This is a genomic window from Inquilinus limosus, assembly GCF_051487185.1.
GTDB classification, from domain to species: Bacteria; Pseudomonadota; Alphaproteobacteria; order DSM-16000; family Inquilinaceae; genus Inquilinus; species Inquilinus limosus_F.
The window spans coordinates 39,979-65,290 of the sequence record NZ_JAHVDK010000020.1; the positions used below are offsets into that span (position 1 = coordinate 39,979).

Below are 25,312 nucleotides of genomic sequence, written 5' to 3' on the forward strand. Positions count from 1 at the left end.
GCGCGAGGCGTCTCATCGGTTGTACTTGGTCACGATCACCGGCCGAGCGGGCGCTTCCTCCTGCGCCGGTTCGCCGGTGAACCGGCCGCGGATGATCGCGATCGCCTGCCGCAGCTCCGCCGCCACGTCGTGGCTCAGCACGGCATCCATGCCGCCCTCCTCCAGCAGCCGGGCGGAGTTCTCGTTCAGCTCGTGGCCGATGAAGGCGACGGCGCCGGTCAGTCCGGCCTCGGCGATGGCCCGGGCGATCCCGACATTGCCGCCGGCGGTGTTGTAGACGCCGAGCGGCGCCGGCCCGGCGGCCAGGATCTCGCGCATGCTGGCATAGGCGAAGTCTGGGTCGTCGCTCGAATTGATGCTTTCCTGGACCGATAGATTCGGGAACTCGGTGCGCAGCACGCGGCGGAAGCCGATCTCGCGCTCCTCCTGGCAGCGATACGGCGCGCTGGCGACCAGCACGATCCGCCCCTGGCGCCCGCCGGTCAGCCGGCCCATCAGCCAGGCGGCGGTCGACCCCGCCCGCTCCTGGTCCATGCCGATATAGGCGGTGCGGCCGGAGCCGGGCAGGTCCGTGGTCAGGCAGACCACCGGCTTGCCCGTCGCCACGCCGGCCTGAACCGCGCGGTTGATGGCGAAATGCTCACGCGCCACCAGCAGCAGCCCGTCGCAGCGCGACAGCATCGCCGAGACGTGCTCGGCGAAGCCCGGCGGGTCGACCTCCACCGTCGGACGGGTGAAGATCTCCGGGCTCAGCCCCGGATCCGCCGCCGCGATCTGCTCCAGCGCCTGGACCAGCGTGGCGGTGAAGGTGCGGCCGGAATCGCAGGCGAAGCCCAGCCGGATCGGTTGCGCCGCGGCGTCCGGCGCCGCCATGCCACGCCGCCGCTCCAGCGCCGCCAGCACCGCCTGCGCCTTCTCCGCGGCCACGCCGCCGCGCCCGTTCACCACACGGTCGACCGTGGCGGTCGAGACGCCGGCCTCCGCTGCGATCTCGGCGATGGTGGGGCCCTGCCAGCTTCCGCGTCGCATGGGACTCTCCGTTGATGGTTTATCAATCAATACGGATTTGCTTGGAAGGGGTCAAACCCTATCTGGTTGCTGGGATTCTGCCGTTTCGCCATGATGTCTATCAGCGCAGTTGACAACTATCCAATCATGTGTCTCTCATTTTTGGCGTTAAGTGATGAAAGAATGATGGTTAACAAATCAAGCGGTGACGGGATGGAAACCGACTTCGTCTTGGCGCTGAACCATATGGCGGCGCCGGCCCTGGATGTGCCGCGGTTCTTCGACCTCGCCGCAGGCCTGGGCTGCCGCGGCGTCGAGATCCGCAACGATCTCGGCGGCGATGCCGTCGCCGGCGGCCTGGCGGCGGAGGAGGTGGCGCGGCTGGCGGTGCTGCGCGGCCTGGCCATCCTGTCGATCAACGCGCTGCAGCGCTTCAACGACTGGACCGAGGCGCGGGCCGAAGAGGCCCGGACGCTGGCGGATTATGCCCGGCGCTGCGGCGCCCGGGCGCTGGTGCTGGTGCCGGTCAACGACGCCGGCTGGATGCCGCCGTCGGAGGAACGCCGCGCCGGGCTGCGCCGGGCGCTGTCCGGCCTGGCCCCGATCCTGGCCGAGGGCGGCATCCTCGGCCTGGTCGAGCCGCTGGGCTTCGAGATCTGCTCGCTGCGCTCCAAGCGCGAGGTGCTGGCGGCGATCGACGCGCTCGGCCTCGGCAGCCGTTTCCAGCTGGTGCACGACACCTTCCACCATCATCTGGCGGGGGAGGAGGACCTGTTCCCGGAGCGCACCCGGCTGGTCCACATCTCCGGCGTCGAGGACCGCGCCGTGCCGCTGGCCGGGCTGCGCGACGCCCATCGGGTGCTGGTCGGCCCGGCCGACACGATCGGCAACGCGGCCCAGATCCGGGCGCTGCGCGCCGGCGGCTATCGCGGGCCTTTCTCCTTCGAGCCCTTCGCCGCCAGCGTCCACGCCGATCCCGATATCGCCGGTTCGCTGCGCGCCAGCGCCGATCACCTGTCCGCGGCGCTGGCCCGGATGGCGGCCGAATGATGAAAATCGATCAAGAAAATTCGCGGGCCCCTGAATGGATATGAGAGATTCCATCATGGGCTGATTGAGCCGTCCGGCGGTGCCGTCTACCGTCGCCGGACACAGAACCGGCACGAACCGGAGGCCCGGACATCCCCGGGGCCGAACATGGGAGGACGCCAGATGAAGAGAAGCCTGCTCGCCTTCGCCGCCGCCGCGCTGCTGTCGCTGCCCGCCGAGGCCGCGACCAAGATCGGCGTGTCGATGGCCTATTTCGACGACAACTTCCTGACCATCCTGCGCAACGCGATGACCGAGGAGGCCAAGGCGAAGGGCGCCGAGATCCAGTTCGAGGACGCCAAGGGCGACATCGGCAACCAGACCAGCCAGATCCAGAACTTCATCGCCTCCGGCGTCGACGCCATCATCGTCAACCCGGTCGACACCTCGGCCACGCCGCAGATGCAGCAGCTGACGGTCGACGCCAAGATCCCGCTGGTCTTCGTCAACCGTAAGCCGGATGGCGACACCCTGCCCGACGGCGTCGTCTTCGTCGGCTCCGACGAGCGCCAGTCCGGCACGCTGGAGATGGAGGAGCTGGCGCGGCTGGCCGGCTACAAGGGCAATGTCGTGGTCATGGTGGGCGAGCTGGCGACCAACGCGGCGCAGCTGCGCACCAAGGATGTCGAGGACGTCGTCGCCAAATACCCCGATATGAAGATCGTCGAGAAGCAGACCGCAAACTTCCAGCGCAACGAGGCCATCGACCTGATGACCAACTGGCTGACCGCGGGCCTCGACTTCACCATCATCGCGGCCAACAACGACGAGATGGCGGTCGGCGCCATCCTCGCGCTGCAGCAGGCCGGCAAGGACCCGAAGCCCTATCTGATCGGCGGCGTCGACGCGACGCCGGACGCGCTGGCCGAGATGGAGAACGGCAATCTCGACGTCACCGTGTTCCAGAACGCCCGCGGCCAAGGCAAGGGCGCGGTCGAGGCGGCGCTGAAGCTGGCCGCCGGCGAGAAGCTCGAGAGCTGGCAGTGGATCCCGTTCGAGCTGGTGACGCCGGAGAACATGAAGAAGTTCTCGCAGTAATCCGCGATCATCGACCAAGGTCCGGGGGCGCCCGTGCCCCCGGGCGGAAAGGCGCCGCCATGACCGCCTCCGTCGCCACCTTGCGCCGGCCCGAGCCCGGCCCTTCGCCGTCCGACTGCCTCTTGGAGGTGGCGAATGTCCGCAAGGCCTTCCCCGGCGTCGTCGCCCTCGACGACGTATCGTTCCGGCTGCGCCCCGGCACCGTGCACGCGCTGATGGGCGAGAACGGCGCCGGCAAGTCGACTCTGATGAAGATCATCGCCGGCATCTACACGCCGGATGCAGGCGAGATCCGGCTCAAGGGCCGGCCGATCGCGCTGCCGACGCCGCTCGCCGCGCTGGAGGCCGGCATCGCCATGATCCATCAGGAGCTGAACCTGATGTCCTTCATGACGGTGGCGGAGAACATCTGGATCCGGCGTGAGCCGCGCAACCGCCTCGGCCTGATCGACCACGGCGCGATGCGGCGGCTTACGAAGGAGCTGTTCGCCCAGCTCGCCATCGACATCGATCCGGAGGCGGAGGTGCGCAGCCTGACCATCGCCAACCGGCAGATGGTCGAGATCGCCAAGGCGGTCTCCTACAACTCCGACGTCCTGATCATGGACGAGCCGACCTCGGCCCTGACCGAGCGCGAGGTCGACCACCTCTTCGCCATTATCCGCACGCTGAAGGCGGCCGGCAAAGGCATCGTCTACATCACCCACAAGATGAGCGAGCTGGCGGCGGTGGCGGACGAGGTCTCGGTGTTCCGCGACGGCCGCTTCATCGGCTCCGGCCCCGCCGCCGAGCTCGACCGCGAGGCCATCATCCGGATGATGGTGGGGCGCGAGCTCGGGCAGATGTACCCGAAGCTGCCAGCCGAGATCGGCGCCCCCGTGCTCGCGGTCGAGGGGCTCGGCCTCGAAGGCGTCTTCGCCGATGTCGGCTTCGAGCTGCGGTCGGGCGAGATCCTCGGCGTCGCCGGCCTCGTCGGCTCCGGCCGCACCAATGTAGCGGAGGCGCTGTTCGGCGTCACCCCGGCCACCGCCGGCACCATCCGGATCAAGGGCGAGGCGGTGCGGATCGACTCGCCGGCCCGGGCGATGGCGGCGGGCATGGCTTTCCTGACCGAGGACCGCAAGGAGACCGGGCTGTTCCTGACCCTGCCGGTGCTCGAGAACATGCAGATGGCGGTGCTGCGCGACCGCTACGTCAAGGCCGGCTTCGTCGCCCAGGGGGCGATCGCCCAGGCCTGCCAGGCCTGGCGCACCACGCTCAGGATCAAGACGCCGGACCTGCAGGAGCCGGCGCTGAACCTGTCCGGCGGCAACCAGCAGAAGGTGCTGATCGCCCGCTGGTTGCTGACCAAGCCGCGCATCCTGATCCTGGACGAGCCGACGCGCGGCATCGATGTCGGCGCGAAGGCGGAGATCTACCGGCTGATCTCGGCCCTGGCGCAGGAGGGCGTGGCGGTGCTGATGATCTCCTCAGAGCTGCCGGAGATCCTCGGCATGAGCGACCGGATCATGGTCATGCATCAGGGCCGAGTGACCGGCATCCTCGACCGCAAAGAGGCCGACCAGGTGAGCATCATGCGGCTGGCCTCGCGCTGAGGCCGCCGCCCGTGGAGGAAACGAGAGCCGGCCCGAGCGCCGGCCGGGGAGGACAGATGAGCGCGACCCAGGTCTCCGCACCCCAGATCGAACCCAGCCGCCGCCGGTTCCGCATGCCGGTGGAGGCCAGCATCTTCCTCGTCCTGATCGGCATCTGCGTGCTGTTCGAGGCGCTCGGCTGGTACGCCCGCGGCCAGTCCTTCCTGGTCAATCCGCAGCGCCTCTTGATCATCGTGCTGCAGGTGTCGATCGTCGGGCTGCTCGCGGTCGGCGCCACCCAGGTGGTCATCACCTCCGGCGTCGACCTGTCGCCGGGCTCGGTGCTGGCCCTCGCCGCCATGGTCTCTGCGACCTTCGCCCAGAGCTCGAGCTTCAGCCGCGTCATCTTCCCGGCCCTGACCGACATGCCGGTGCTGGTGCCGGTGGCGATGGGCCTGCTGGTCGGGGCGGCGGCCGGGCTGATCAACGGCACGCTGATCGCCCGGACCGGGATCCCGCCCTTCATAGCGACGCTCGGCATGATGGTCGCGGCCCGCGGCGCCGCCCGCGCCTATACCGACGGCGCCCCAGTCTCCGGCCTGCAGCCTGACTTCACCTGGATCGGCCAGGGCAGCCGGCCGGTGATCCTGTTCCTGGTCGTGGCGCTGATCTTCCATGTGGCGCTGCGCTACACCCGCTACGGCAAGTTCACCTACGCCATCGGCGCCAACCCGCAGGCGGCGCGCGTCTCCGGCATCGATGTCGGCCGGCACCTGATCCTGGTCTACACCATCGCCGGCCTCTTGGCCGGGCTCGGCGGCATCGTCATGGCGGCGCGCAACGGCAGCGGCCAAGCCAATATGGGCACGGGCTACGAGCTCGACGCCATCGCCGCGGCGGTGATCGGCGGCACCAGCCTGGCCGGCGGCGTCGGCCGCATCACCGGCACCGTGATCGGCACGGTGATCCTGGGCGTGATGACCAGCGGCTTCACCTTTCTCGGCATCGACGCCTATTACCAGGACATCGTGAAGGGCGGGATCATCGTCGCCGCCGTGGCCGCCGACCAGTATCGCCAGCGCCGCCGGCGCAAAGCTTAAATGCAAGGGGAGGGCAGGGAATGCGGGGGCTTCTGGTGCTCCAGTCGCTCTGGGCGATGGAGCGGCGCCACACCGACGGGTTCGAGCGCACGCTCGAAGCGAATGTCGAGATGATCGCCGGGGCCGGCTTCGACGGCATCAGCGCGCATTGGACCGACCGGGACGCGGTGCGCCGCACGGCGGAGTGTCTCAGCGGCACTGGCATGGTCGCGGAGGGCATGTGCTTCCCCACGAGCGTCGACGATCTGAAGCCGGTGCTGGAGATCGCGGCCGAGTTCCCGGTGCATCACATCACCCTGCAGTCGGATGTGCGGCCGCGGCGGCTGGAGGAGTGCGCGCCGCTGATCGAAGGCTGGCGGCGCTTGGCCGAGGAGGCCGGCATCCCGGTCCTGATCGAGACCCATCGCGACCGGATGACGACGGATCTGTACTTCACCCTCGACCTGCTCGACCGGTTCCCGGATCTACCGCTGCTGGCCGACCTGTCGCACTTCCTGGTCGGGCGGGAATTCCCCTATCCGGTGTCGGACGAGAATCATGCCCTGATCCACCGCATCCTCGACAATGCCTGGGCCTTCCATGGGCGCGTCGCCTCGCGCGAGCAGGTGCAGATCGAGATCTCTTTCCCGCACCACAAGCCCTGGGTCGACCTGTTCCGCGACTGGTGGGGCTATGGCTTCCGCAGCTGGCGCCGGCGCGCCGCCGCCGATGCGACGCTGTCCTTTACCTGCGAGCTGGGGCCGAAGCCCTATGCGATCACCGGGCGGGACGGCAACGACACCACGGACCGTTGGGCCGAGTCCCTGACCCTGAGAGATCTGGCGCGAACCCTCTGGGCCGAGACCGCCGAGGGATAGGAGGGATCATGGCGCGGGGAAGGGCCGAGCCGATCAACCTGTCCGAGGCCGAGCGGGCCGCGCTCGAGCGGATCGCCGCCTGCAGCCTCGGGCGGCAGGCGATGGCGCTGCGCGCCGGCATCGTCCTGCTGGCGGCGAAGGGGCTGAGCAACCGTGCGATCTCCGGCCGGCTGCGGCTCGAGGAGCATTGCGTCGGCCGCTGGCGCCGGCGCTTCGCCCGGGAGGGGGTCTGGGGCCTGTTCGACCGGCCCCGCCCGGGCGCGCCGAGGAAGAGACGCTGGGTGCCGGGACAGGCGGGAGGTGCCGATGACGCAGATCAGATATGGTCTTCTGGCATACAGAATCCATAATGCGCAGCTTGATGAAAGACAGCAGGCCTGCCATATGTTGCGGCGCAACAGACACGCCCAGGACCCTGCCATGACGCTTGACCTCCTGCCCGGGCTGCTCGCCCTCATCATCGCCGGTGCCGGCCTGGCGGCCGTGATCTCCGAGATCGCCGTGAAGGCTCCGGATCTGTTCGGCGCGATCGCGACCGACGTCCGCCGGATGGCGATGCCGGATCGCGACCGCGCGGTCGGATCCCAGGCGCCCGCGAACAGCAATGTCTGGCGCAAGGCGGCCTGACCGACTCTCTCTCCCCGTTTCCCTACGTCTTCCGGACGGGCGGCCCTCCTGGGCCGCCCGTCGCCGTTTCCGGCCCGGCTCATCCTTGTGCAGAGGCGAAAAGGAGTCGCTAGCCTGAACCGCCCGGAATAGGCCGATTCTGCATTGTCGGTAATTTCATTCTGCCGCACCGCAGCATGACGATCGAAATGAATCGCCCTGGCCTTCAAAAGATACATTGCGTTACATTCCAGATACAATATATTGGATACCAGCCAGTCTCGGTCACCGACCTGGCCATCCACCAACAAGACAGTCGGGCCGCGCTTCGCGCGAAGCCGCGGCGCTGGGGAGGCACGAATGACCGGGAAGTTGCGCAACGCGCTTTTGCATGGATTCGCCTGTGCCGCGGCTGCAGTGACCCTGCTGGGGGCCGGCATTGCCCAGGCGGATTGGAAGCCCACCCGGAACGTCGAATTCGTCGTGCCCGCGGGCACCGGCGGCGGCGCCGACCAGATGGCCCGCATGATCCAGGGCATCATCCAGAAGCACGGGCTGATGGAGCAGTCGATCGTTGTGATCAACCGCGCCGGCGGCGCGGGGGCGGAGGGGTTCCTCGACGTCAAGGGATCGGCGGGCGACCCGCACAAGATCATCATCACCCTGTCGAACCTGTTCACCACCCCGCTGGCGACCGGGGTCCCGTTCAGTTGGAAGGACCTGACGCCGGTGACCATGCTGGCACTCGACGAGTTCATCCTGTGGGTGAACGCCTCCGAGCCGTATCAGACCGCGCAGGACTACGTCGCCGCGATTAAGGCGGCGGGCGACAACAGCTTCAAGATGGGCGGCACCGGCTCGAAGCAGGAAGATCAGATCATCACCGCTGGGCTCGAGCAGATCATCGGCAAGCGGCTGACCTACGTACCTTACAAGGGCGGCGGCGACGTCGCGGCCCAGCTGGTCGGCAACCACATCAACTCCAGCGTCAACAACCCGATCGAGGCGGTGGCGCAGTGGCGCGCCGGTGCGCTGCGCCCGCTCTGCGTCTTCGACGACCATCGCATCGCGGTGACGACGCCGCAGGCGGAGGGCAAGGCTTGGAGCGACGTGCCGACCTGCAAGGAAGCCGGCCTGGACATGAAATACCTGATGCTGCGCGGCATCTTCATGCCGCCCGAAGCGTCGCCGGAGCAGGTGGCCTATTATGTCGGGCTGTTCGACAAGGTGCGCGAGACGCCCGAGTGGAAGGAGTTCATGGCTGCTGGCGCGTTCAACACCACCAGCATGACGGGCGACGCGTTCAAGGCCTGGCTCGGTGAGGCCGAGCAGGCCCACCAGAACTTGATGGAAGTGGCCGGCTTTATCGCGAAGTAGGACTGGGCGAAGTAGGACCGGCGCCCCCGGAACATGCCGGGGGCCCGCTTTCGGCGGCCCATTTGGGGCTGCCGCCCAATCTTCCAGGAGGATCCAGCCATGGCGGACCACGACCGGCAGGACGACGGCACGGTCAGCGTACGGGCGGTGGAGATCGTCGTCGCGGCCGTCCTGATGATCATCGCCGTGGTGGTGATGGTCGACAACCTGCGGATCGGCATCGGCTGGGCCTATGACGGGCCAGAGGCCGGCTATTTCCCCTTCTATGTCGGCCTCGTGCTGTTCCTGGCCAGCACCGGCACCCTCCTGATCAACCTGTTCGGCCGATCGCCCGATCTCGGCAGCTTCGTCGGCCGCTCGCAGCTCGGGCTCGTGCTGAAGGTGCTGGTGCCGACCATCATCTTCGTGGCGCTGATCGGGGTCCTCGGCCTCTACGTCGCAGCCGCGCTGTTCATCGCCTTCTTCATGTATTGGCTCGGCAAGTACCCGGTGGTGAAGATCGTGCCGGTCGCGATCCTGGTGCCGGCCGTGCTGTTCCTGATGTTCGAGCTCTGGTTCCTGGTGCCGCTGCCCAAGGGGCCGCTGGAGGCGATGCTGGGCTACTAGCCCCACGCGAAGACATCTCAAGACCCGCGGCCAGCGGGCGACGCGAACGCTGGGAGGGACCGTTGGACGCTCTCTATTCTCTCATTCACGGCTTCGGCGTGCTCGCCGACCCGATGAACATCGTCTACATGTTCGTCGGCATCACGCTCGGCGTGCTGATCGGGGTCCTGCCCGGGCTGGGCGGCGCCAACGGCGTGGCCATCCTCCTGCCGCTGACCTTCGCGATGTCGCCGACCTCGGCGATCATCATGCTGTCCTGCATCTATTGGGGCGCCCTGTTCGGCGGCGCCATCACCTCGGTGCTGTTCAACATCCCCGGCGAGCCATGGTCGGTCGCGACCACCTTCGACGGCTATCCCATGGCCCAGCAGGGCCGGGCGGGGGAAGCGCTGACGGCGGCCTTCACCTCCTCCTTCTTCGGCGCCTTCGTCGCCGTCGTGATCCTGACCTTCCTGGCGCCGCTGATCGCCGGCTTCGCCCTGCGCTTCGGGCCGGCGGAGTTCTTCGCGGTCCAGCTTCTCACCTTCTGCAGCTTCATCGGCATGGGCCGCGAGGCGCCGCTCAAGGTCATCGCCTCAATGATGCTGGGCTTCGCCCTGGCGGCGGTCGGCCTCGACACGGTCACCGGCCAGCTGCGCATGACCTTCGGCTCCACCGAGCTGCTGCGCGGCTTCGACTTCCTGATCGCGGTGATCGGCCTGTTCGGCATCGGCGAGATCCTGCTGACCATGGAGGAAGGCCTGGCCTTCAAGGGCAAGAACGCGAAGATCAACGCGAAGGTGGTGCTGCAGGCCTGGGCCCAGCTGCCGAAATACTGGATCACGGCGCTGCGCGGCGCGATCGTCGGCTGCTGGATGGGCATCACCCCGGGCGGCGCCACCCCGGCTTCCTTCATGAGCTACGGCCTGGCCAAGCGGTTCTCGCGCAACGGCAAACGCTTCGGCCGCGGCGAGATGGAGGGCGTGGTGGCGCCGGAGACGGCGGCGCATGCCGCCGGCACCAGCGCCCTCTTGCCGATGCTGACCCTCGGCATCCCCGGGTCGCCGACCGCGGCGGTGCTGCTGGGCGGCCTCTTGATCTGGGGCCTGCAGCCCGGGCCGCTGCTGTTCGTGGAGCAGCGCGATTTCGTCTGGGGTCTGATCGCCAGCATGTATCTCGGCAATATCGCCGGGCTGATCGTGGTGCTGACGACGGTGCCGCTCTTCGCCTCGATCCTGCGAATCCCGTTCAGCATCATCGCGCCGGTGATCATCACCATCTGCGCCGTCGGCGCCTACACGGTCAGCAACGCCCTGGCCGACATCAGCATCATGCTGGTCTTCGGCGTCGTCGGCTATCTGTTCAAGAAGCTGTCCTATCCGCTGGCGCCGCTGGTCCTGGCCCTGGTGCTGGGCGACATGGCGGAGGGCTCGTTCCGGCAGGCGATGCTGCTGTCCCAGGGCAGCCTCTCGATCTTCTGGTCGAACGGCCTGGTCGGCAGCATCGTCGCCCTGGCCCTGGTGATGCTGTGCTGGCCGCTGATCTCGCTCGTGATCGCGCGCCTCCGCGGCGGCGCCAAGCCGGGCGACATCGTCGCCGCGGATTGAGGCGGCGGCACGGGGCGGCGGGGAGGCGGCGGTGTTCGAGGCGCGGATCAGCACCCGGCTGTCGCTGCCGCGCCTGGATTCGAGCGAGAGCTTCCGCACCCAGGCCTATCTGGCGCTGAAGCGCGCGATCGCGGCGATGGATCTCTACGACCATCCCGGCGAGATCCGGCTGGACGAGCGGCAGCTGTGCCGGGATCTCGGCGTCAGCCGCACGCCGATCCGCGAGGCGCTGACGGTGCTGGAGCAGGAAGGCTTCGTGCTGACCCTGCCGCGTCGCGGCATCTTCGTCAGGCGCCGGACCAAGCGCCAGATCGTCGAGATGGTGCAGGTCTGGGCGGCGCTGGAGAGCATGGCGGCCCGGCTGGCGGCGACCCATGCGACGGATGCGGAGATCGCGGCGCTGCGCAGCATGTTCGCGGATTTCGAGGAGCGTCGGCCGGCGGCGGAGATCGACGACTATTCCGACGTCAATATCGCCTTCCACCGGGCGATCGTCCGGCTGGGCGGCAACCGGCTGATCATCGCCCGGACGACCGATCTGCTGCTGCAGATCGACGCCATCCGCCGCCGCACCATCCGCGAGGACGGCCGGGCGGACCGGTCGATCCAGGATCATCTGCGGATCATCGAGGCGCTGGAGCGGCGGGACGCCGACCTGGCTGCCCGGCTCGACCGCGACCACACGCTGGGCCTGGCCGACCACATCGAGCGGCACTGCCATTTCCTGGCGTGAGGCCGAGCCTCTGATAGGCAACGTCGCCACTGATTGGGCGCATCTTCCTGCTGTGCGGGTTCCTGCGGCGGGATGGAGATGCTACCTCTGCCTCGCCTATCTCCGGAATCGCATCGATCGAGGTCGATATGAGGCTGGCCGCCCTTGCTTCCGCCGTCGTCTGCGCCGTCGCGATCGGGGTCTCCGCGCCGTCGGCCGCCGGCGAGAAGAAAGGAATAGCGATCGGTCCCAAGGACCCGCATGCGGCCGATACGATCAAGGCGCTCGATGTCGGCTGGTACTACACCTGGAACACGACGGCGGTCGAGGAAGCCGGGCCGGCGCAGTTCGTGCCGATGATCTGGTCCGCCGGCCCGAAGATGGAGCAGCAGATCGCCCAGATCGAAAAGGGACCGATGCCTTGTGCGCTGCTGGCCTTCAATGAGCCGGATGGGCGGCGGCAGGCGAACATGTCGGTCGACGCGGCGATCGATGCCTGGGACAGGATCCGGCCGCTCGCCCGCCGCATCGGCAGCCCGGCGGCCGTCAACGCCCTCGGGCCCTGGTTCGAGGGCTTCTCCGCGCGGATGGCCGAGCAGGACAAGGCCTATGATTTCGTCGCCGTCCACTGGTACGGGGCGCCGTCGGCGAAGAGCTTCCTGCGGAAGATCGACGACATCTACGAAACCTACAGGAAGCCGATCTGGATCACCGAATTCGCGGTCTCCGACTGGGCCGCCCGGGACGGACGGAAGAACCGATACACCGCCGACGCGACGGAACGCTTCATGCGGACGGTCCTGCCGGAGCTCGAGCGCCGTCCCTATGTCGAGCGCTATGCCTGGCTGGGCGCCGGCGGTGACCAGGAGACGACCGCCACGTCGCGGCTGGTGGACGGCACCGGCGGGCTGACCGCCCTCGGCAGGATCTACGCCGAGTTCGACGGGGAGGGATCCGTCACGGACGAGCTACCCTGCGCGGCGGAGAACTAGGGTTCACTCGACAGGGCTGGGGTCGGCCGCCTCGTCGCTCTCGGCGATCTCCGGCTCCCCGTCGGGTGCAGGGTCGGGATCGGCGACGGCCCTTGCCGGACTCTCCTCCGGCGCGTTCGGGTCGCCGGGAGCGGTCTCGCAGCCCAGCTCCGGCAGGGCCACGATGCGGTGGCCGCCGCGGCCGGCGGCACGGCAGACGATGAAGCCGCGCTGCTCCATATAGGACAAGAGGCGCCGGGTGCGGCCGACCGACTGGGTGCCGTAGGCGCGGGCGATGGTGGCGTCGGACGGGCAGGGGGCGCCGGCCAGCGCCGCCTTCACTAGCAGCAGGAAGATGCCCTGCATGTCCTCCGGCAGCTCCCGCGCCAGCGCGGTCGCATGCTGCCAGGCCGGGCTCTCCGCCGTGTCGGTGTCGACCCCGGCGCGGGCCACGGCCAGCCGGGAGCGGAAGCCCGCGAGGTCGAGCGCCGGGGCGCTGCGGCTGCCGATCCGCTGGATCCGGCAGCGCACCAGGAAGTCCTGGTACAGCACCGAGATCGGGCGGAAGGCCGAGTCCTCCTCCGCCACCAGGTCGCGCAGCACCGCGTCGATCGCGGCGTCGCGCTCGGCCTGGGTCATCGGGTCCGGCTCCTCCTCCGGCGCCGGGGCCGGGTCGGGGCGGCTGCGGATCAGCTGGGCCAGCAGCTCCGCCGTCGATTGCGGCTGCTGCGGCGGCGGGCGCGTCGGGCGGGGCATCGGCGGCTCGGCCGCGGCCGGCTTGAAGATCAGCTCGTGCAGGTCCTCTGGCGGCGCCTCGGGCATCGGCAGCAGCTTCGGGCTGGTCGAGCGCGCGCCGGTTTCGACCGAGCCGATGCGGATCTCGATCGGCCGGCGCGACAGGGCGGGACCGAGGGCCACGAAGCGGCCGCGGCCGAGGTCGCGGAACATCTCGGCCTGGCGCCGCTCCAGCCCCAGGAGGTCGGCGGCGCGGGCCATGTCGATGTCGAGGAAGGTGCGCCCCATCAGGAAGTTCGAGGCCTCGGCCGCCACGTTCTTGGCCAGCTTGGCCAGCCGCTGGGTGGCGATCACCCCGGCCAGGCCGCGCTTGCGGCCGCGGCTCATCAGATTGGCCATGGCGCCCAGCGTCGCCTTGCGCGCCTCCTCCGACACGTCGCCGGCCGCGGCGGGGGCGAAGAGCTGGGCCTCGTCCACCACCACCAGCACCGGGTACCAGAGGTCGCGCTCGGCATCGAACAGCCCGTTCAGGAAGGCGGCGGCGGCGCGCATCTGGGAATCGATGTCGCAGCGCTCCAGGTTCAGCACGGCGGAGGTGCGGTGCTGCCGCACCCGGCCGGCGATGCGGTACAGGTCGTCGTCGGAACGATCGCCGTCGACCACGATATGGCCGAAGCGGTCGGCCAGGCTGACGAAGTCGCCCTCGGGGTCGACCACCACCTGCTGCACCCAGGCGGAGCTCTGCTCCAAGAGGCGGCGCAGCAGATGCGACTTGCCGGAGCCGGAATTGCCCTGCACCAGCAGCCGCGTCGCCAGCAGTTCCTCGAGATCGATCATGGCCGATGTCCCGTCGGACAGCGTTCCGATGTCGATTTGGACCGTCATCACCCCTCCGCACACCTCGGCCCCGCCGTCCGGGGGGCGGCGGGGCCGGGCATGGTCTATCACGATCGGGCGACTATCCGGCAACCCGGCGGGACAATGCAGGGGTGTCCTGGGCGTGACGGCCGAGCCGGTCCACGACCCGGCGAATCAGTCCCTGGGCGTCGACGGGGGCGCGCACCTTGGCGTCGTTGTCGAAATAGACGAAGACGTCGCGGCTGGCCCGCTTCGGCCCGGGCTGGTCGATCACCCGTTCGGCGTCCTCGGGCTCGCCGCCGGTGGCCCAGGCGGCGACGCGGTCGGCCCAGCTGTCCAGCGCCGCGTCGTCATAGCCGCTGACATACAGCACCTCCGACCCGTGCAGGCGGCAATAGACGAAGTCGGCGGTCAGATCCATCTTCCGCGGCCAGTCGACCGTGTCGGCGCAGACCAGGGCGACGCCGTAGCGCCGCAGCAGCCGGATGAAGGCGGGGTCGACGAAGCTGTCGTGGCGGATTTCCATGGCGTGCCGCAGCGGCCGCTTCCGGTCGGTCTTCGTCCAGGCCCGCCCGGCGAAGCGCTTATCGTGGCGGCGGGCCATCCGGGCCGCCGCTTCGGTATCGTGCGGCAGCAGGGCGAAGAAGGGCTCGATCCGCTCCGGGTCGAAGCGGAAGTTCGGCGGGAACTGCCACAGGATCGGCCCCAGCTTCGGACCGAGGCGCAGCAGGCCGGAGCAGAGGAAGTTGGCCAGCGGCGTCTCCACCTCGCGCAGCCGCTTGGTGTGGGTGATGTAGCGCGACGCCTTGACTGCGAAGACGAAATCCGCCGGCGTCTCCTCGGCCCAGCGGGCGAAGCTCTCCGGCCGCTGGCTGCCGTAGAAGGTGCCGTTGATCTCGACGGTTGGGAAGGTCTGGGCGGCGAAGGCCAGCTCGCGCTTCTGCGGCAGGCCCTTGGGGTAGAACACGCCGCGCCAGGGCGGGTAGGTCCAGCCCGAGATTCCGATCCGCACCTGTCCGGCCTTGCCCATCGCGGTCCTCCAGTCGGGAGAACATCAACGAGACCGGTCGAGTGCCGCGGATCGCCGAAAACAAGGAGGGCGGCCCCTGGCGCCGCCCTCGAGTTCGCTAGGTAGGTAGGGGTCAGTCTCTGATCAGAAGGCGAGGGCGATGCCCGTGGTCAGCGCGGTCGCCTCGTAGTCCTTGCCGAAACGGAACTCGTTCCGCTCATAGGCCAGTTCGGTGAAGCTGTTGAGGCCCGGCGCCAGGTTGTAGAGGAACGAGCCGATGACGCTATGGTTGGCCTTCAAGTCCTCGCCGTCGGTGAAGGACGACTCGAGTTCGTTGCCCTTCTCCGCCGTGGTGTAGGCGTAGCCGACCGAGATGACGTAGGGACCGCCATAGTAGGACAGGTCGCCGGTGATCGAGTCGATCGCCTTGTCGGCACGGAAGGTGCTGGAGAAGTGCACCCAGTTGACGCTGGCGGCGAAGCCGCTGGCGTGGATCAGCTGGCCGCCGAGGCTGTAGGCCTCGTAGTCGTGATTGCCGACGACGCCGTTGCCGTTGCCGGCCGAACCCCGCAGCGTCACCGTGCTGCCGTCGAAGGTGTTGGTGTACTGGACGCCGGCAGTGACGATGTTCTCGTAGCGGGTGCTGCTGTCGTTGGTCAGGTCGTTGCGGCCGCCGTTGCCGGCATGGCGATTGCCGCCCGCGACCGGCGTGAAGTCGACGCCGAAGGAGAAGCCGGAGAAGCTCGGCGAGGTGTACTTGATCTTGGTGTCCTTGCCGTTCAGCCCGCCGATGCCGTAGCTCGGGTCGATGGCGTAGAAGGTATCGGAGCCGCCGAACAGGTTGAACTTGCCGTCCAGGCCGTCGCCCCAGCCGGCGCCGAGGCCGAGCTTGCCGTTCAGCGTGTCATGGGCATAGACGTAGCCGAAATCGGCGATGGCATAGGGCGCGTCGCCGAAGGTCACCGTGCCGAAGCCGCCCTTCACATAGAGATAGGTGCGGTCGATGGTGACGTTGTTGCGGCGGTCGACGTTGTTCATGCGGATGCGGGCGCCGTATTCCAGGCCGGAATCGGTGACGTTCTTGACGTCGAACTGCAGCCGCGCGTTGGAAATGAAGTCGTAGTCGCGGTCGAAGGTGTCGTCGGCGGTGTTGCTGAGCGACAGGCCGGCCATGAAGCCGATCCAGCCGTTGATCTTCAGCGACAGGCCCGAGGTGACGTTCGCGTCCGCCGCCTGGGCAATACTCGTCCCTCCCGCGGCGGCCGCAAGGCACACCCCGAGCAACAAAAACTTCCGCATTTTACTTCCCCTCACGTGTCAGGCGCGCTTCCCCCCAAGTGGAATCGCGGCCTTTTTCTGTGGCGGCGGGCTTATACGAGGCGGACTGATCCAAATCAATCATCCGCCGCGGCAAAAATTCGTGTGTGCGCAAATTTCATAGAATTGTCACGACGTGGCGCCGGTACTTTGGCCAGCCCCGTTCCGGCTTGCGGCGACGCAGGATGCCGTGCCCCGGTTGCCAGCGGCCTTGGCGGCCGATATCAACGACGGGTCGAAGTGGGAAAGGACAGGGCTCATGCAGCGGGATTTCGGCCAGCCGGGGCGCTCGGCGCTGATCACGGGAGAGGCGGCGATCGCTACCTCGCATCCGCTGGCCTCGGCTGCCGGGCTCGAGGTGCTGATGGACGGCGGCAATGCGGTCGACGCCGCCTTGGCTGCCGTCGCGGTGCAATGCGTGGTCGAAGCGCATATGACCGGCGTCGGCGGCGACTGCTTCGTGCTGTATGCCCCGGCTGGAAAGGATGCCCTGGCCCTGAACGGCAGCGGCCGCGCCCCGCGGGCGGCCTCGGCTGAGGCGCTGGCGGCCCAGGGCCTCGCGGCGATCCCGCAGCGCAGCCCGCATGCGGTGACGGTGCCGGGCGCGGTCTCGGCCTGGTGCCGGCTGCATGCCGAGCATGGTTCCCTGCCGCTCGATCGCCTGTTCGCCCGCGCCATCCTCTATGCCGAGCAGGGCTATCCGGTGGCGCCGCGCGTCGCCTGGGACTGGGCGGAGGATGCCGGCTTCCTGGCCGGCGACCCCGGCTGCCGCGCCGTGTTCCTGCCCGGCGGCCGGATCCCGGCGGTCGGCGACCGGCACGCCCAGCCGCTGCTCGGCGCCCGGTTGCGCGACATCGCCGCCCGCGGCGCCGCCGCCTTCTACGAGGGCGCGGTGGCGGAGTCGCTGGTCCGCTTCCTCAAGGCCCAGGGCGGGCTGCACACGCTCGACGACTTCGCCGCCGGCCGCGAGGTCGCCAATTGGGTCGACCCGATCCGGCTCGACTATCACGGCACCGAGGTGGTCGAATGCCCGCCGAACGGCCAGGGCCTGGCGGCGCTGATGATCCTCGGCCTGCTCTCCGGCCACGACCTGGCGGTGGAGATGCCGGAGGCCGACCGCATCCATCTGCACGCCGAGGCGACCAAGATCGCCTATCACCATCGCGACGCGCTGATCTGCGACCCCGACCACCTGCCGCACGACCCGCGGACCCTGCTGTCGGAGGAGGTGCTGGCCACGCTGCGCCGGCGGATCGACCCGAAGCGCGCCGGCCGCCCGGCGCTGTGGACCGAGCCGGAGCACCGCGACACGGTCTATCTCTGCGTCGTCGACCGCGACGGCAACGCCGTCTCCTTCATCAACTCGATCTTCGACAGCTTCGGCAGCGGTCTGCTCGACTCCGGGACCGGGGTGCTGCTGCACAGCCGCGGCCGGTCCTTCCGGGTCGAGCCGAGCCATCCGAATTCGATCGGGCCGGGCAAGCGGCCGATGCACACCATCATCCCCGGCCTGCTGCGCCGCGACGGCCGCACCGCCGGGGTGTTCGGGGTGATGGGCGGGCACTACCAAGCGGCCGGCCAGGCGCAGTTCGTCTCCTCGGTCATCGACCGCGGCCTCGACCCGCAGACGGCGCTGGACCTGCCACGCAGCTTCGCCTTCGACGGGGTGCTGCAGCTCGAGCCGCGGATCGGCGAGGCGGTGGCGGCGGATCTCGCCGGCCGCGGCCACACGGTCGAACGGCGCGACGAGCCGCTGGGTGGCGGCCAGGCGATCCTGATCGACCACGACCGCGGCGTGCTGATCGCCGGCTCCGACCCCCGCAAGGACGGCTGCGCGTTGGGGATCTGATCACGACCATGCGAGTCTAAAGCCGTCATGGCGAGCCCCGCAGGGGCGTGGCCATCCCAGCGGCACCGGCCCCTGGGGTGGCCACGTCGCTACGCTCCTCGCCATGACGATTTTCGGAGAACGAACGGCGGTTCATCCGTTGCTCTCTAAGCACCATCGCCCGAATACGTGAGAAGAACCGGAGGACCCATGCAGCTTCAGCTCAGCTCCTGGCCGGAGATCGAGGCCTATCTGAAGACCTCGCGCGGCGCGATCATGCCGATCGGCTCGACCGAGCAGCACGGCCCGAGCGGGCTGATCGGCACCGACGCGCTGTGCGCCGAGGGCATCGCCCGCGGCGTCGGCGATCGGACCGGGGCGGTGGTCGGCCCGACCATCGGCGTCGGCATGGCGCATCACCACATGACCTTCCCGGGCAGCATGACGCTGAAGCCGTCGACCCTGGTGCTGGTGATCCGCGACTACGTCATGGCGCTGGCCGAGCACGGCTTCGAGCGCTTTCTCTTCGTCAACGGCCATGGCGGCAACATTCCCAGCATCCAGGCCGCCTTCTACGAGACCTATTCCGAGCTGCGGGCGCTCGGCCGGCCATCGGTGCGCTGCCGCCTGGTCAACTGGTGGGACAATCCCGGCGTGCAGCGCCTGGCGAAGCAGCTGTACGGCGTGGCCGAGGGCAGCCACGCCACCGCCAGCGAGGTGGCGGTGACGCAGTATCTGTTCCCCGATCACATCAAGACAGCTGAGCTGGATCCGCCGATCGCGCCCTCCGGCCGCTTCTACGACGCCGCCGATTACCGCCGCCGCTTTCCGGACGGCCGCATCGGCTCCAACCCCGGCCTGGCGACGCCGGAGCATGGCAAGCAGTTCTACGACGCCGCGGTGGAGGCGATCGCCGGCACCTATGCGGAGTTCCTGGAAGAGGCCTGACGCCGCCGCGGCGCGTCGCCCAGCGCCTGCTGCAGCGCCTGGCGCAGGGCCGCGGCGTCGTCCTCCGGCACCAGGGTGACGCCTAGACCCGCATCGATGCCGCAGGCGGCGGTGGCGATCACCGGGATGCCGAGCGCCATGGCGCGCAGGAGCGCCCGCGGCTGGTGCTCGACGATGGCCGGGAGCACCACGGCCGCAATCGGGTCGGGCCAGGGGCCGGCGGGCAGCGTCCGCACCGCGACGTTGCGCCAGAACGGGCCGTCCTGCTCGCGCGCCCGGCCGGTGGCGACGAGGTCGATGTCCATGCCCTCGACCGCGTCGCGCAGGGCATAGGCGCCCTTGCGGCCCAGGGCCGAGGCCGGGAACAGGATGGTGCGGCCGCCGATCGCCGGCCGCGGTGCGGCAGCCACATCCGGCAGCGCCCAGTCGAGATGCACCGCCCGGTCCGGGAAACGCGCGGCGATGCCGGCATGCGGAGTGTAGAGGCGGGAGGCGGCGGCCAGCGCCTCGGCCTCGGCCGCCACGATCTCCTCCGGCGCCCGGAAGTCGCCCAGGGTCGGGCTCTCGGGGTGGCGGGCCAGGGCGCGGTCCAGCCGCGCCTGCAGTGCCGCCAGCGGCCAGCGCTCCATCAGCACGTCGAAGCTGCGGCCCTGCAGGCAGCCGAGGCGCCAGAGATGCGGCAGCAGCCCCTGGCCGACCACCAGATGAGTGTGCCGGTAGGACAGGCGGCTTGCATAGGACTCGGCCAGACGCCGGTCGTGGTCCAGCATCGCCCGCGGCAGGGCGCCGCCCGTGGCCGGCAGGCGGCGCAGCGCCCGGGCGCGGGCCAGCGCGACCAGCGTGGCGCGGCTCTCGCCGCCGGGCAGCTCCGGCCAGGCGTAGCGGGCCCGGGCCGGCCAGCGCATCGGCAGGAACAGCCTGTCCTTCGGCCCCGCCTGGGCGCGTATCAGCGCCGCATATTCCGGCCAGCAGCCATCGACCAGCCAGGCCGTCGGCCGCCGCGTGACCGCCGCGCCCCTCGGCAGGTGGTGGACGCAACCCTCCCGGACGCAGCCGACGCAGTCATGCGCCGCCTCCCGCGGGGCTGGGAAGGGCACCACGACGCCGGCGGCCGGGGCGGCGGCGCTGCGGAAGCGAATCTCCAGCTCCGACGCCGTCAGCCGCGCCTCGATGCGGAAGCTCGCCGGGCTGCGGAAGCGCAGATCGACATAGTTCCAGAACACGGTGGCATCGCGCCCGACGGCGGCGCGCGATCCCGGCACCCGCCGGCTGTGGGCGTGGCGCTCGACGATCTCGAAGCCGGCGGCCAGCGCCGCCTCGTACAGGCCGTTCGACAGCTGGCACAGCCCGCCGCCGGTGCTGGCGACGAGGCAGCCCTCGCGCAGCTCGCGCCCGGCGACGAAGCCGCGCCGGCTGGTGGCCCGGCCGACCTGCCGCCAGAAGCTGAACACCGTCCCGGCGGGCACCACGACGCCGTCGACGGCGCGCACGGCCAGACGCAGATTCTGGATCTTGCCGGCGGTCAGATCGTGCTCGCCGGCCCTTTCGACGCCGGACCACAGCGGCGACCGGATCTCGGCGACGACGGGAGCATCGCGCAGCGCCTCGGCCCGTCGATGGCGTGCCGGCCGGCTGCGGATCTCGGCCAGGGTCCGGCGGGTGCGCAGCAGGGTGGCCTTCGCCTGGAAGGCCAGCGCGCCCCATCGTGACGGAACCCCGTGGTCCGCAGGCCGTGCCATGATCGTCTCTGTCCCCCCGTGCCCGACGGGATCAGTGGATCAGCGGAAGATGGCCGGACGATGTCGCCGGCATGGCAGGGCGGGCGCCTGCGGGCGGGCTTGACGTCCGGGCCCGCCGGCTTGATGAAAGGCGACGCTTCCGATCGGGCCCACCATGACGACCGACGCCCCCCGCCGCATCGGCTTCCTGCTGCTGCCGCAATTCTCGATGATGGCCTTCGCCTCGGCGCTGGAGCCGCTGCGCGTCGCCAACCGACTGTCGCGGCGCCAGGTCTATCGCTGGACCATCTTCTCCGCCGACGGCCTGCCGGTGCCGGCCTCGAACGGCCTGCCGCTGCCGGCCGACGCCGTGGCCGGCAGCCAGGACGACCTGCCGATGCTGATCGTCTGCGCCGCCTTCGAGCCGCTGGCCGCGGTGACCCCGGCGCTGATCCGCTGGTTCCGCCGGCTCGACCGCGCCGGCGCCGTGCTGGGCGGCATCGACACCGGCTGCTTCGCGCTCGCCGCCGCCGGGCTGCTCGACGGCTACCGCGCCACCGCGCATTGGGAGGCGCTGGACGGTTTCGCCGAGCAGTTCCCGCGGGTCGAGGCGCGCGCCTGCCTGTTCGAGGCCGACCGCCGCCGCCTGACCTGCGCCGGCGGCACCGCGGCGCTCGACCTGATGCTGCAGATCATCCGCATGGACCACGGCGCCCGGCTGGCCGCCGCGGTGTCGGAGCAGTTCATCTACAACACCCTGCGCCACGCCGAGGACCGGCAGCGCCTGTCGGTGCCGCGGCAGCTCGACATCCGCGACAGCCGCCTGGCCCGGATGGTCGAGATCATGGAGCGCAACGTGGCCAGTCCGATCGCCGTCACCGCCCTGGCCCGCACCGTCGACATGTCGCCGCGCCAGGTCGAACGGCTGTTCGCCCGCCATCTCGGCAAGGGCCCCCAGGGCTTCTATCAATCGCTGCGGCTGCAGCGGGCGCGGTCGATGGTGCAGTATTCCGATGACCCGCTGCTGGAGGTGGCGGTCGCCTGCGGCTTCGGCAGCTACGAGCATTTCTGCCGCTGCTACCGGCGCGAATTCGGCGTGCCGCCCAGCCGCGACCGGCGCGCCTCCGCCACATAACGGAAAGCGTCAAGCCGCTGTCGCTCCCGATCAAGGCTCCGGAGCCCGCCAGGGCGTAGCCTGACCCGGATGCCGGTTCGCCGGCGAGACGGGGAGGTGGCGGGCGATGGCCCTGCAGACTGACATCAACCGGCGGGTGATCGTGACCTGCGCCGTCACCGGCGCCGGCGACACAGTGGGCAGGCATCCGGCGATCCCGGTGACGCCGCAGCAGATCGCCGATGCGGCGCTGGAGGCGGCCAAGGCCGGCGCCACCGTCGCCCATATCCATGTCCGCAACCCCGAGACCGGCAAGCCCAGCCGCGACCCGGCGCTCTATCGCGAGGTGGTGGACCGCATCCGCTCCTCGGGGGTCGACATCGTCATCAACCTGACCGCCGGCATGGGCGGCGACCTGGTGATCGGCCCCGAGGACAACCCGACCCAGTTCGGCCCCGACACCGACCTGGTCGGCGGCATCGCCCGGCTGCCGCATGTCGAGCAGCTGCTGCCGGAGATCTGCACCCTCGACTGCGGCTCGCTGAACTTCGGCGACGGCTCGCTGGTCTATGTCTCCACCCCCGACATCCTGCGGAAGCAGGCGAAGCGGATCCAGGAGCTGGGGGTGAAGCCCGAGCTCGAGATCTTCGACACCGGCAATCTCTGGTTCGCGCGGAAGATGGTGGAGGAAGGGCTGATCGACGCGCCGCCGCTGTTCCAGCTCTGCCTCGGCATTCCCTGGGGTGCGCCGCCCGACCCGCGGATGATGCTGGCGATGCGCGACATGCTGCCGGAGGGCGCGGTCTGGGTCGGCTTCGCCATCGGCCGGCTGCAGCTGCCCTTCGTCGCCCAGGCGGTGCTGCTGGGCGGCCATGTCCGGGTCGGGCTCGAGGACAACCTCTATCTCGACAAGGGCGTCTACGCCTCGAACGGCAGCTTGGTCGAACGGGCGCGCGCCATCATCGAGGCGATGGGGTCGAAGGTGATGACCCCGGCCGAGGCGCGCAGCCATCTCGGCCTGAAGGCGAGGGGGCAGGCCCATGCCGCGTGAGATCCGCACCCTCGGCATCGTCGGCGGCGGCGTCATCGGCAGCGGCTGGGCCGCGCGGGCGCTGGCCTGTGGCCTCGACGTCGTCGCCTGGGACCCGGCCCCGACCGGCGAGCAGGCGCTGCGCGACGCCGTCGCCAATGCCTGGCCGGCGCTGATCCGCATCGGCCTGGCCCCGGGCGCCGACCCGGAGCGGCTGCGCTTCCTGAGCTCGGCCGAGGCCGTGGCCGCCGAGGCCGATTTCGTGCAGGAGAGCGCGCCGGAGCGGATCGAGCTGAAGCGCAAGCTGCACGCCGCGATGGCGGAGGCGGCGCCGGCCGAGGTGATCCTCGGTTCCTCCTCCTCCGGCCTCCTGCCCAGCGAGATCCAGGACGGGGCGCGGCATCCGGAGCGGATCGTGATCGGCCACCCCTTCAACCCGGTCTATCTGCTGCCGCTGGTCGAGGTGGTGGGCGGGAAGCAGACGGCGCCGGAGACGATCAAGGCGGCCTCGGCCTTCTACGCCTCGCTCGGCATGAAGCCGCTGCATGTCCGCAACGAGATCGACGGCTACATCGCCGACCGCCTCTTGGAGGCGCTGTGGCGCGAGGCGCTGCACCTGGTCGCCGACGGCATCGCCACGACCAAGGAGATCGACGAGGCGATCTGCTTCGGGGCCGGCATACGCTGGGCCTTCATGGGCACCTGCCTGACCTACCACCTCGCCGGCGGCGAGGGCGGCATGGCCCATATGCTGGAGCAGTTCGGCCCGGCGCTGGAGCTGCCCTGGACCAGGCTGGAGGCGCCGAAGCTGACCGACACGCTGTTCCAGCGCATGGTCGACGGCACGCGGGAGCAGGCGGGCGGCTGGCCGGTGAAGCGGATCGAGCGCTGGCGCGACGAGCGCATCATCCGGATCCTGCAGGCGCTGGAGGCCGCCGACCGCGACACCGGCCACCCGACCTACGACCCGCGGCCGGGCTCGACTTGAGCCCCCGGCCCCTGTTCGCCTGACTGCGCCCGGCCGGCTCCTCCCCCGGCCGGGCGTCTTTCTGACGGTCAAGGGCTGCCGTCGGCCGGCTGCGCCGTCTGCCGCACTCTGGCGAAGGCCGCCTTCAGCTGCGCCGCGTAGATCGGGTCGCCTGACAGGGTGCGTTGCCGCGGCAGAGGCCGGGCGGCCACCGCCGTTGCCAGTGTCCTCAGCCGAACCGCCTCGCCCTCCGTCACCGAGGTGCCGCCGAGCAGTTTCATATAGGTCTTGGTGTCGTGCTGCTGCAGCACCTCGTCGAGCCATGGGCCCAACGGGGAGTCGGGATCGGGCGTCAGCCATGTGCCCGGTAGCGGCTGGCTGTCCGGAATGTCGGCGTAGGTGGCGCCGCAATCCCACAGCCAGAACGCATAACCGAGCACCGCGGTGGCGATATAGACCGGTGCCAGCAGTCCCGGGCCGACATCCGCATAGATCAGCGGGATCTCGTCCAGATCGGCCATCGCTTTCGGCACGATGTCGAGCGTGTTCCGATAGCAGATTGCCGTCGGGAAGGCGCTGCGGAAGGCATCGGCGAAGACCTGGTTGCCGGCGGTCGGCGCTGCGTAGGTGGTGGGCACGATCGCGGGGGACAGGTTCCGCTGCCCCAGCTGCGCCTGCAGCCACGGCGCCAGCACGGTGGTGACGCAGCCGCCCAGGCTGTGCCCGGTCACCTGCAGCGGCACCTGCTGGTTGGCGGCGGTGCCGTAGAAGCCGGCGAGGAAATCGACCAGGGACTGCCCGCCCGCGGTCATGCCGGTGACCCGGGACAGTGCGTCGGCGGTGCCGGCGGCGATCAGCGCGCCGCTCGGAGCGGTCCAGGGCGGCGCCTGCTGGCTGTCGGCGTCGAGATCCTGGACGATCTGGTTCCACAGCCCGAGCAGAGGCACGTCCCAGTCGGTGCCGCGCACGACGACGGCCAGGGACAGGGTCTGTCCCGTCGTCCTGCGCACCGCGACATAGGCGAGATTGGCCTGGGACGGATCCTGCGCCGGCCCCCAGGCCAGCGACCAGCTGCCGCCGTCCGGCGCCGGCCAGGCCAGCGGGAACTTGCCGGGGATGGCGGAGGGATCGAGGTAGGAGATCTGGCAGAGCTGGAGCAGGCTGATGCTCGCGGCATCCACCGTGGCAAGCGGAGTGGGCATGATCAATTCCTCGAATTAGTAATAAAATTATAGAATCTGACGAATATTATTCTACCAAGCAG

At 69.7% G+C, this 25,312-nt stretch carries 23 protein-coding genes; 17 read left to right on the plus strand and 6 right to left on the minus strand.

The window, feature by feature from the left end; genetic code table 11:
• Positions 1-12: 12 nt before the first annotated feature.
• Positions 13-1,029 (minus strand): LacI family DNA-binding transcriptional regulator, encoded by a 1,017-nt coding sequence (locus tag KXR53_RS22010; protein ID WP_437377417.1) that lies wholly within the window; start codon positions 1,027-1,029, stop codon positions 13-15.
• Positions 1,030-1,221: 192 nt separating this feature from the next.
• On the opposite strand from KXR53_RS22010, the gene KXR53_RS22015 reads away from it, so the two are divergent.
• The 12 genes from KXR53_RS22015 to KXR53_RS22070 all read left to right on the plus strand — a co-directional run bounded on the left by KXR53_RS22015 (position 1,222) and on the right by KXR53_RS22070 (position 12,545).
• Complete coding sequence (locus tag KXR53_RS22015) at positions 1,222-2,058, plus strand: TIM barrel protein (RefSeq protein ID WP_437377418.1); 837 nt, start codon at positions 1,222-1,224, stop codon at positions 2,056-2,058.
• A 162-nt stretch (positions 2,059-2,220) separates the two neighbouring features.
• The gene (locus tag KXR53_RS22020) at positions 2,221-3,135 is read left to right on the plus strand and encodes a sugar ABC transporter substrate-binding protein (protein WP_437377419.1); all 915 of its coding nucleotides are present in this window, start codon (positions 2,221-2,223) and stop codon (positions 3,133-3,135) included.
• Between the two features lie 59 nt (positions 3,136-3,194).
• Positions 3,195-4,730, plus strand: coding sequence for a sugar ABC transporter ATP-binding protein (locus KXR53_RS22025; RefSeq protein WP_437377420.1), 1,536 nt, complete (start codon positions 3,195-3,197; stop codon positions 4,728-4,730).
• Positions 4,731-4,786: 56 nt separating this feature from the next.
• A complete protein-coding gene (locus KXR53_RS22030; RefSeq protein WP_437377421.1) occupies positions 4,787-5,809 on the plus strand; it encodes an ABC transporter permease in 1,023 nt (340 codons plus the stop codon).
• A gap of 20 nt (positions 5,810-5,829) precedes the next feature.
• Positions 5,830-6,666: a sugar phosphate isomerase/epimerase family protein gene (locus KXR53_RS22035; RefSeq protein WP_437377422.1), complete on the plus strand. Its 837-nt coding sequence runs from the start codon at positions 5,830-5,832 to the stop codon at positions 6,664-6,666.
• An 8-nt stretch (positions 6,667-6,674) separates the two neighbouring features.
• Positions 6,675-7,016: a helix-turn-helix domain-containing protein gene (locus KXR53_RS22040; protein WP_437377423.1), complete on the plus strand. Its 342-nt coding sequence runs from the start codon at positions 6,675-6,677 to the stop codon at positions 7,014-7,016.
• Positions 6,973-7,293, plus strand: coding sequence for a hypothetical protein (locus KXR53_RS22045; RefSeq protein WP_437377424.1), 321 nt, complete (start codon positions 6,973-6,975; stop codon positions 7,291-7,293). The genes KXR53_RS22040 and KXR53_RS22045 overlap by 44 nt, the downstream gene beginning before the upstream one ends.
• 339 nt (positions 7,294-7,632) lie before the next feature.
• Entirely contained in the window at positions 7,633-8,649 is a 1,017-nt protein-coding gene (locus KXR53_RS22050) for a Bug family tripartite tricarboxylate transporter substrate binding protein (protein ID WP_437377425.1), read from the plus strand.
• Positions 8,650-8,748: 99 nt separating this feature from the next.
• On the plus strand, positions 8,749-9,255 hold the full coding sequence (locus tag KXR53_RS22055) for a tripartite tricarboxylate transporter TctB family protein (protein ID WP_437377426.1): 507 nt from the start codon (positions 8,749-8,751) through the stop codon (positions 9,253-9,255).
• Positions 9,256-9,317: 62 nt separating this feature from the next.
• Entirely contained in the window at positions 9,318-10,841 is a 1,524-nt protein-coding gene (locus KXR53_RS22060) for a tripartite tricarboxylate transporter permease (RefSeq protein ID WP_437377427.1), read from the plus strand.
• 31 nt (positions 10,842-10,872) lie between these two features.
• The gene (locus KXR53_RS22065) at positions 10,873-11,574 is read left to right on the plus strand and encodes a GntR family transcriptional regulator (RefSeq protein WP_437377428.1); all 702 of its coding nucleotides are present in this window, start codon (positions 10,873-10,875) and stop codon (positions 11,572-11,574) included.
• Between the two features lie 128 nt (positions 11,575-11,702).
• Positions 11,703-12,545, plus strand: coding sequence for a glycosyl hydrolase (locus KXR53_RS22070; protein ID WP_437377429.1), 843 nt, complete (start codon positions 11,703-11,705; stop codon positions 12,543-12,545).
• Positions 12,546-12,548: 3 nt separating this feature from the next.
• Here KXR53_RS22070 and KXR53_RS22075 read toward each other — a convergent pair whose 3' ends face one another.
• The 3 genes from KXR53_RS22075 to KXR53_RS22085 form a co-directional block, all read right to left on the minus strand.
• A complete protein-coding gene (locus tag KXR53_RS22075) occupies positions 12,549-14,144 on the minus strand; it encodes a helicase HerA domain-containing protein (RefSeq protein WP_437377430.1) in 1,596 nt (531 codons plus the stop codon).
• 73 nt (positions 14,145-14,217) lie between these two features.
• Positions 14,218-15,147 (minus strand): DUF72 domain-containing protein, encoded by a 930-nt coding sequence (locus KXR53_RS22080; protein WP_437377431.1) that lies wholly within the window; start codon positions 15,145-15,147, stop codon positions 14,218-14,220.
• Positions 15,148-15,270: 123 nt separating this feature from the next.
• Positions 15,271-16,425: a porin gene (locus KXR53_RS22085; RefSeq protein ID WP_437377432.1), complete on the minus strand. Its 1,155-nt coding sequence runs from the start codon at positions 16,423-16,425 to the stop codon at positions 15,271-15,273.
• Positions 16,426-16,702: 277 nt separating this feature from the next.
• Between KXR53_RS22085 and KXR53_RS22090 the strand changes: the two genes are divergently transcribed.
• Together KXR53_RS22090 and KXR53_RS22095 are read left to right on the plus strand one after the other, a co-directional pair.
• The gene (locus tag KXR53_RS22090) at positions 16,703-18,292 is read left to right on the plus strand and encodes a gamma-glutamyltransferase family protein (RefSeq protein ID WP_437377433.1); all 1,590 of its coding nucleotides are present in this window, start codon (positions 16,703-16,705) and stop codon (positions 18,290-18,292) included.
• 189 nt (positions 18,293-18,481) lie between these two features.
• Positions 18,482-19,219 carry a creatininase family protein gene (locus tag KXR53_RS22095; RefSeq protein ID WP_437377434.1) on the plus strand — a complete coding sequence of 246 codons (738 nt, stop codon included), beginning with the start codon at positions 18,482-18,484 and terminating at the stop codon, positions 19,217-19,219.
• Here KXR53_RS22095 and KXR53_RS22100 read toward each other — a convergent pair.
• The gene (locus tag KXR53_RS22100) at positions 19,192-20,958 is read right to left on the minus strand and encodes a VanW family protein (protein ID WP_437377435.1); all 1,767 of its coding nucleotides are present in this window, start codon (positions 20,956-20,958) and stop codon (positions 19,192-19,194) included. The genes KXR53_RS22095 and KXR53_RS22100 overlap by 28 nt on opposite strands.
• A gap of 154 nt (positions 20,959-21,112) precedes the next feature.
• Here KXR53_RS22100 and KXR53_RS22105 point away from each other — a divergent pair, with 154 nt between their 5' ends.
• The 3 genes from KXR53_RS22105 (at position 21,113) to KXR53_RS22115 (ending at position 24,069) form a co-directional block, all read left to right on the plus strand.
• Positions 21,113-22,072, plus strand: a complete 960-nt coding sequence (locus tag KXR53_RS22105) for a GlxA family transcriptional regulator (protein WP_026869595.1) — start codon at positions 21,113-21,115, stop codon at positions 22,070-22,072.
• A 106-nt stretch (positions 22,073-22,178) separates the two neighbouring features.
• Positions 22,179-23,102: a 3-keto-5-aminohexanoate cleavage protein gene (locus tag KXR53_RS22110; protein ID WP_437377436.1), complete on the plus strand. Its 924-nt coding sequence runs from the start codon at positions 22,179-22,181 to the stop codon at positions 23,100-23,102.
• Positions 23,092-24,069, plus strand: coding sequence for an L-carnitine dehydrogenase (locus KXR53_RS22115; RefSeq protein WP_437377437.1), 978 nt, complete (start codon positions 23,092-23,094; stop codon positions 24,067-24,069). Before KXR53_RS22110 ends, KXR53_RS22115 begins: the two co-directional genes overlap by 11 nt.
• 68 nt (positions 24,070-24,137) lie before the next feature.
• Here KXR53_RS22115 and KXR53_RS22120 read toward each other — a convergent pair whose 3' ends face one another.
• Positions 24,138-25,250: a lipase family protein gene (locus KXR53_RS22120; RefSeq protein WP_437377438.1), complete on the minus strand. Its 1,113-nt coding sequence runs from the start codon at positions 25,248-25,250 to the stop codon at positions 24,138-24,140.
• Positions 25,251-25,312: the final 62 nt, after the last annotated feature.

What these genes read in the sequence shown, in the direction of transcription:
- KXR53_RS22070 (WP_437377429.1), top strand. Translation starts at nt 11,703, where the DNA reads ATGAGGCTGGCCGCCCTTGCTTCCGCCGTCGTCTGCGCCGTCGCGATC.
- KXR53_RS22045 (WP_437377424.1), top strand. Translation starts at nt 6,973, where the DNA reads ATGACGCAGATCAGATATGGTCTTCTGGCATACAGAATCCATAATGCG.
- KXR53_RS22030 (WP_437377421.1), top strand. Translation starts at nt 4,787, where the DNA reads ATGAGCGCGACCCAGGTCTCCGCACCCCAGATCGAACCCAGCCGCCGC.
- KXR53_RS22100 (WP_437377435.1), bottom strand. Translation starts at nt 20,958, where the DNA reads ATGGCACGGCCTGCGGACCACGGGGTTCCGTCACGATGGGGCGCGCTG.
- KXR53_RS22095 (WP_437377434.1), top strand. Translation starts at nt 18,482, where the DNA reads ATGCAGCTTCAGCTCAGCTCCTGGCCGGAGATCGAGGCCTATCTGAAG.
- KXR53_RS22110 (WP_437377436.1), top strand. Translation starts at nt 22,179, where the DNA reads ATGGCCCTGCAGACTGACATCAACCGGCGGGTGATCGTGACCTGCGCC.
- KXR53_RS22015 (WP_437377418.1), top strand. Translation starts at nt 1,222, where the DNA reads ATGGAAACCGACTTCGTCTTGGCGCTGAACCATATGGCGGCGCCGGCC.
- KXR53_RS22120 (WP_437377438.1), bottom strand. Translation starts at nt 25,250, where the DNA reads ATGCCCACTCCGCTTGCCACGGTGGATGCCGCGAGCATCAGCCTGCTC.
- KXR53_RS22055 (WP_437377426.1), top strand. Translation starts at nt 8,749, where the DNA reads ATGGCGGACCACGACCGGCAGGACGACGGCACGGTCAGCGTACGGGCG.
- KXR53_RS22020 (WP_437377419.1), top strand. Translation starts at nt 2,221, where the DNA reads ATGAAGAGAAGCCTGCTCGCCTTCGCCGCCGCCGCGCTGCTGTCGCTG.
- KXR53_RS22090 (WP_437377433.1), top strand. Translation starts at nt 16,703, where the DNA reads ATGCAGCGGGATTTCGGCCAGCCGGGGCGCTCGGCGCTGATCACGGGA.
- KXR53_RS22010 (WP_437377417.1), bottom strand. Translation starts at nt 1,029, where the DNA reads ATGCGACGCGGAAGCTGGCAGGGCCCCACCATCGCCGAGATCGCAGCG.
- KXR53_RS22040 (WP_437377423.1), top strand. Translation starts at nt 6,675, where the DNA reads ATGGCGCGGGGAAGGGCCGAGCCGATCAACCTGTCCGAGGCCGAGCGG.
- KXR53_RS22050 (WP_437377425.1), top strand. Translation starts at nt 7,633, where the DNA reads ATGACCGGGAAGTTGCGCAACGCGCTTTTGCATGGATTCGCCTGTGCC.
- KXR53_RS22105 (WP_026869595.1), top strand. Translation starts at nt 21,113, where the DNA reads ATGACGACCGACGCCCCCCGCCGCATCGGCTTCCTGCTGCTGCCGCAA.
- KXR53_RS22080 (WP_437377431.1), bottom strand. Translation starts at nt 15,147, where the DNA reads ATGGGCAAGGCCGGACAGGTGCGGATCGGAATCTCGGGCTGGACCTAC.
- KXR53_RS22115 (WP_437377437.1), top strand. Translation starts at nt 23,092, where the DNA reads ATGCCGCGTGAGATCCGCACCCTCGGCATCGTCGGCGGCGGCGTCATC.
- KXR53_RS22035 (WP_437377422.1), top strand. Translation starts at nt 5,830, where the DNA reads ATGCGGGGGCTTCTGGTGCTCCAGTCGCTCTGGGCGATGGAGCGGCGC.
- KXR53_RS22025 (WP_437377420.1), top strand. Translation starts at nt 3,195, where the DNA reads ATGACCGCCTCCGTCGCCACCTTGCGCCGGCCCGAGCCCGGCCCTTCG.
- KXR53_RS22075 (WP_437377430.1), bottom strand. Translation starts at nt 14,144, where the DNA reads ATGACGGTCCAAATCGACATCGGAACGCTGTCCGACGGGACATCGGCC.
- KXR53_RS22085 (WP_437377432.1), bottom strand. Translation starts at nt 16,425, where the DNA reads ATGCGGAAGTTTTTGTTGCTCGGGGTGTGCCTTGCGGCCGCCGCGGGA.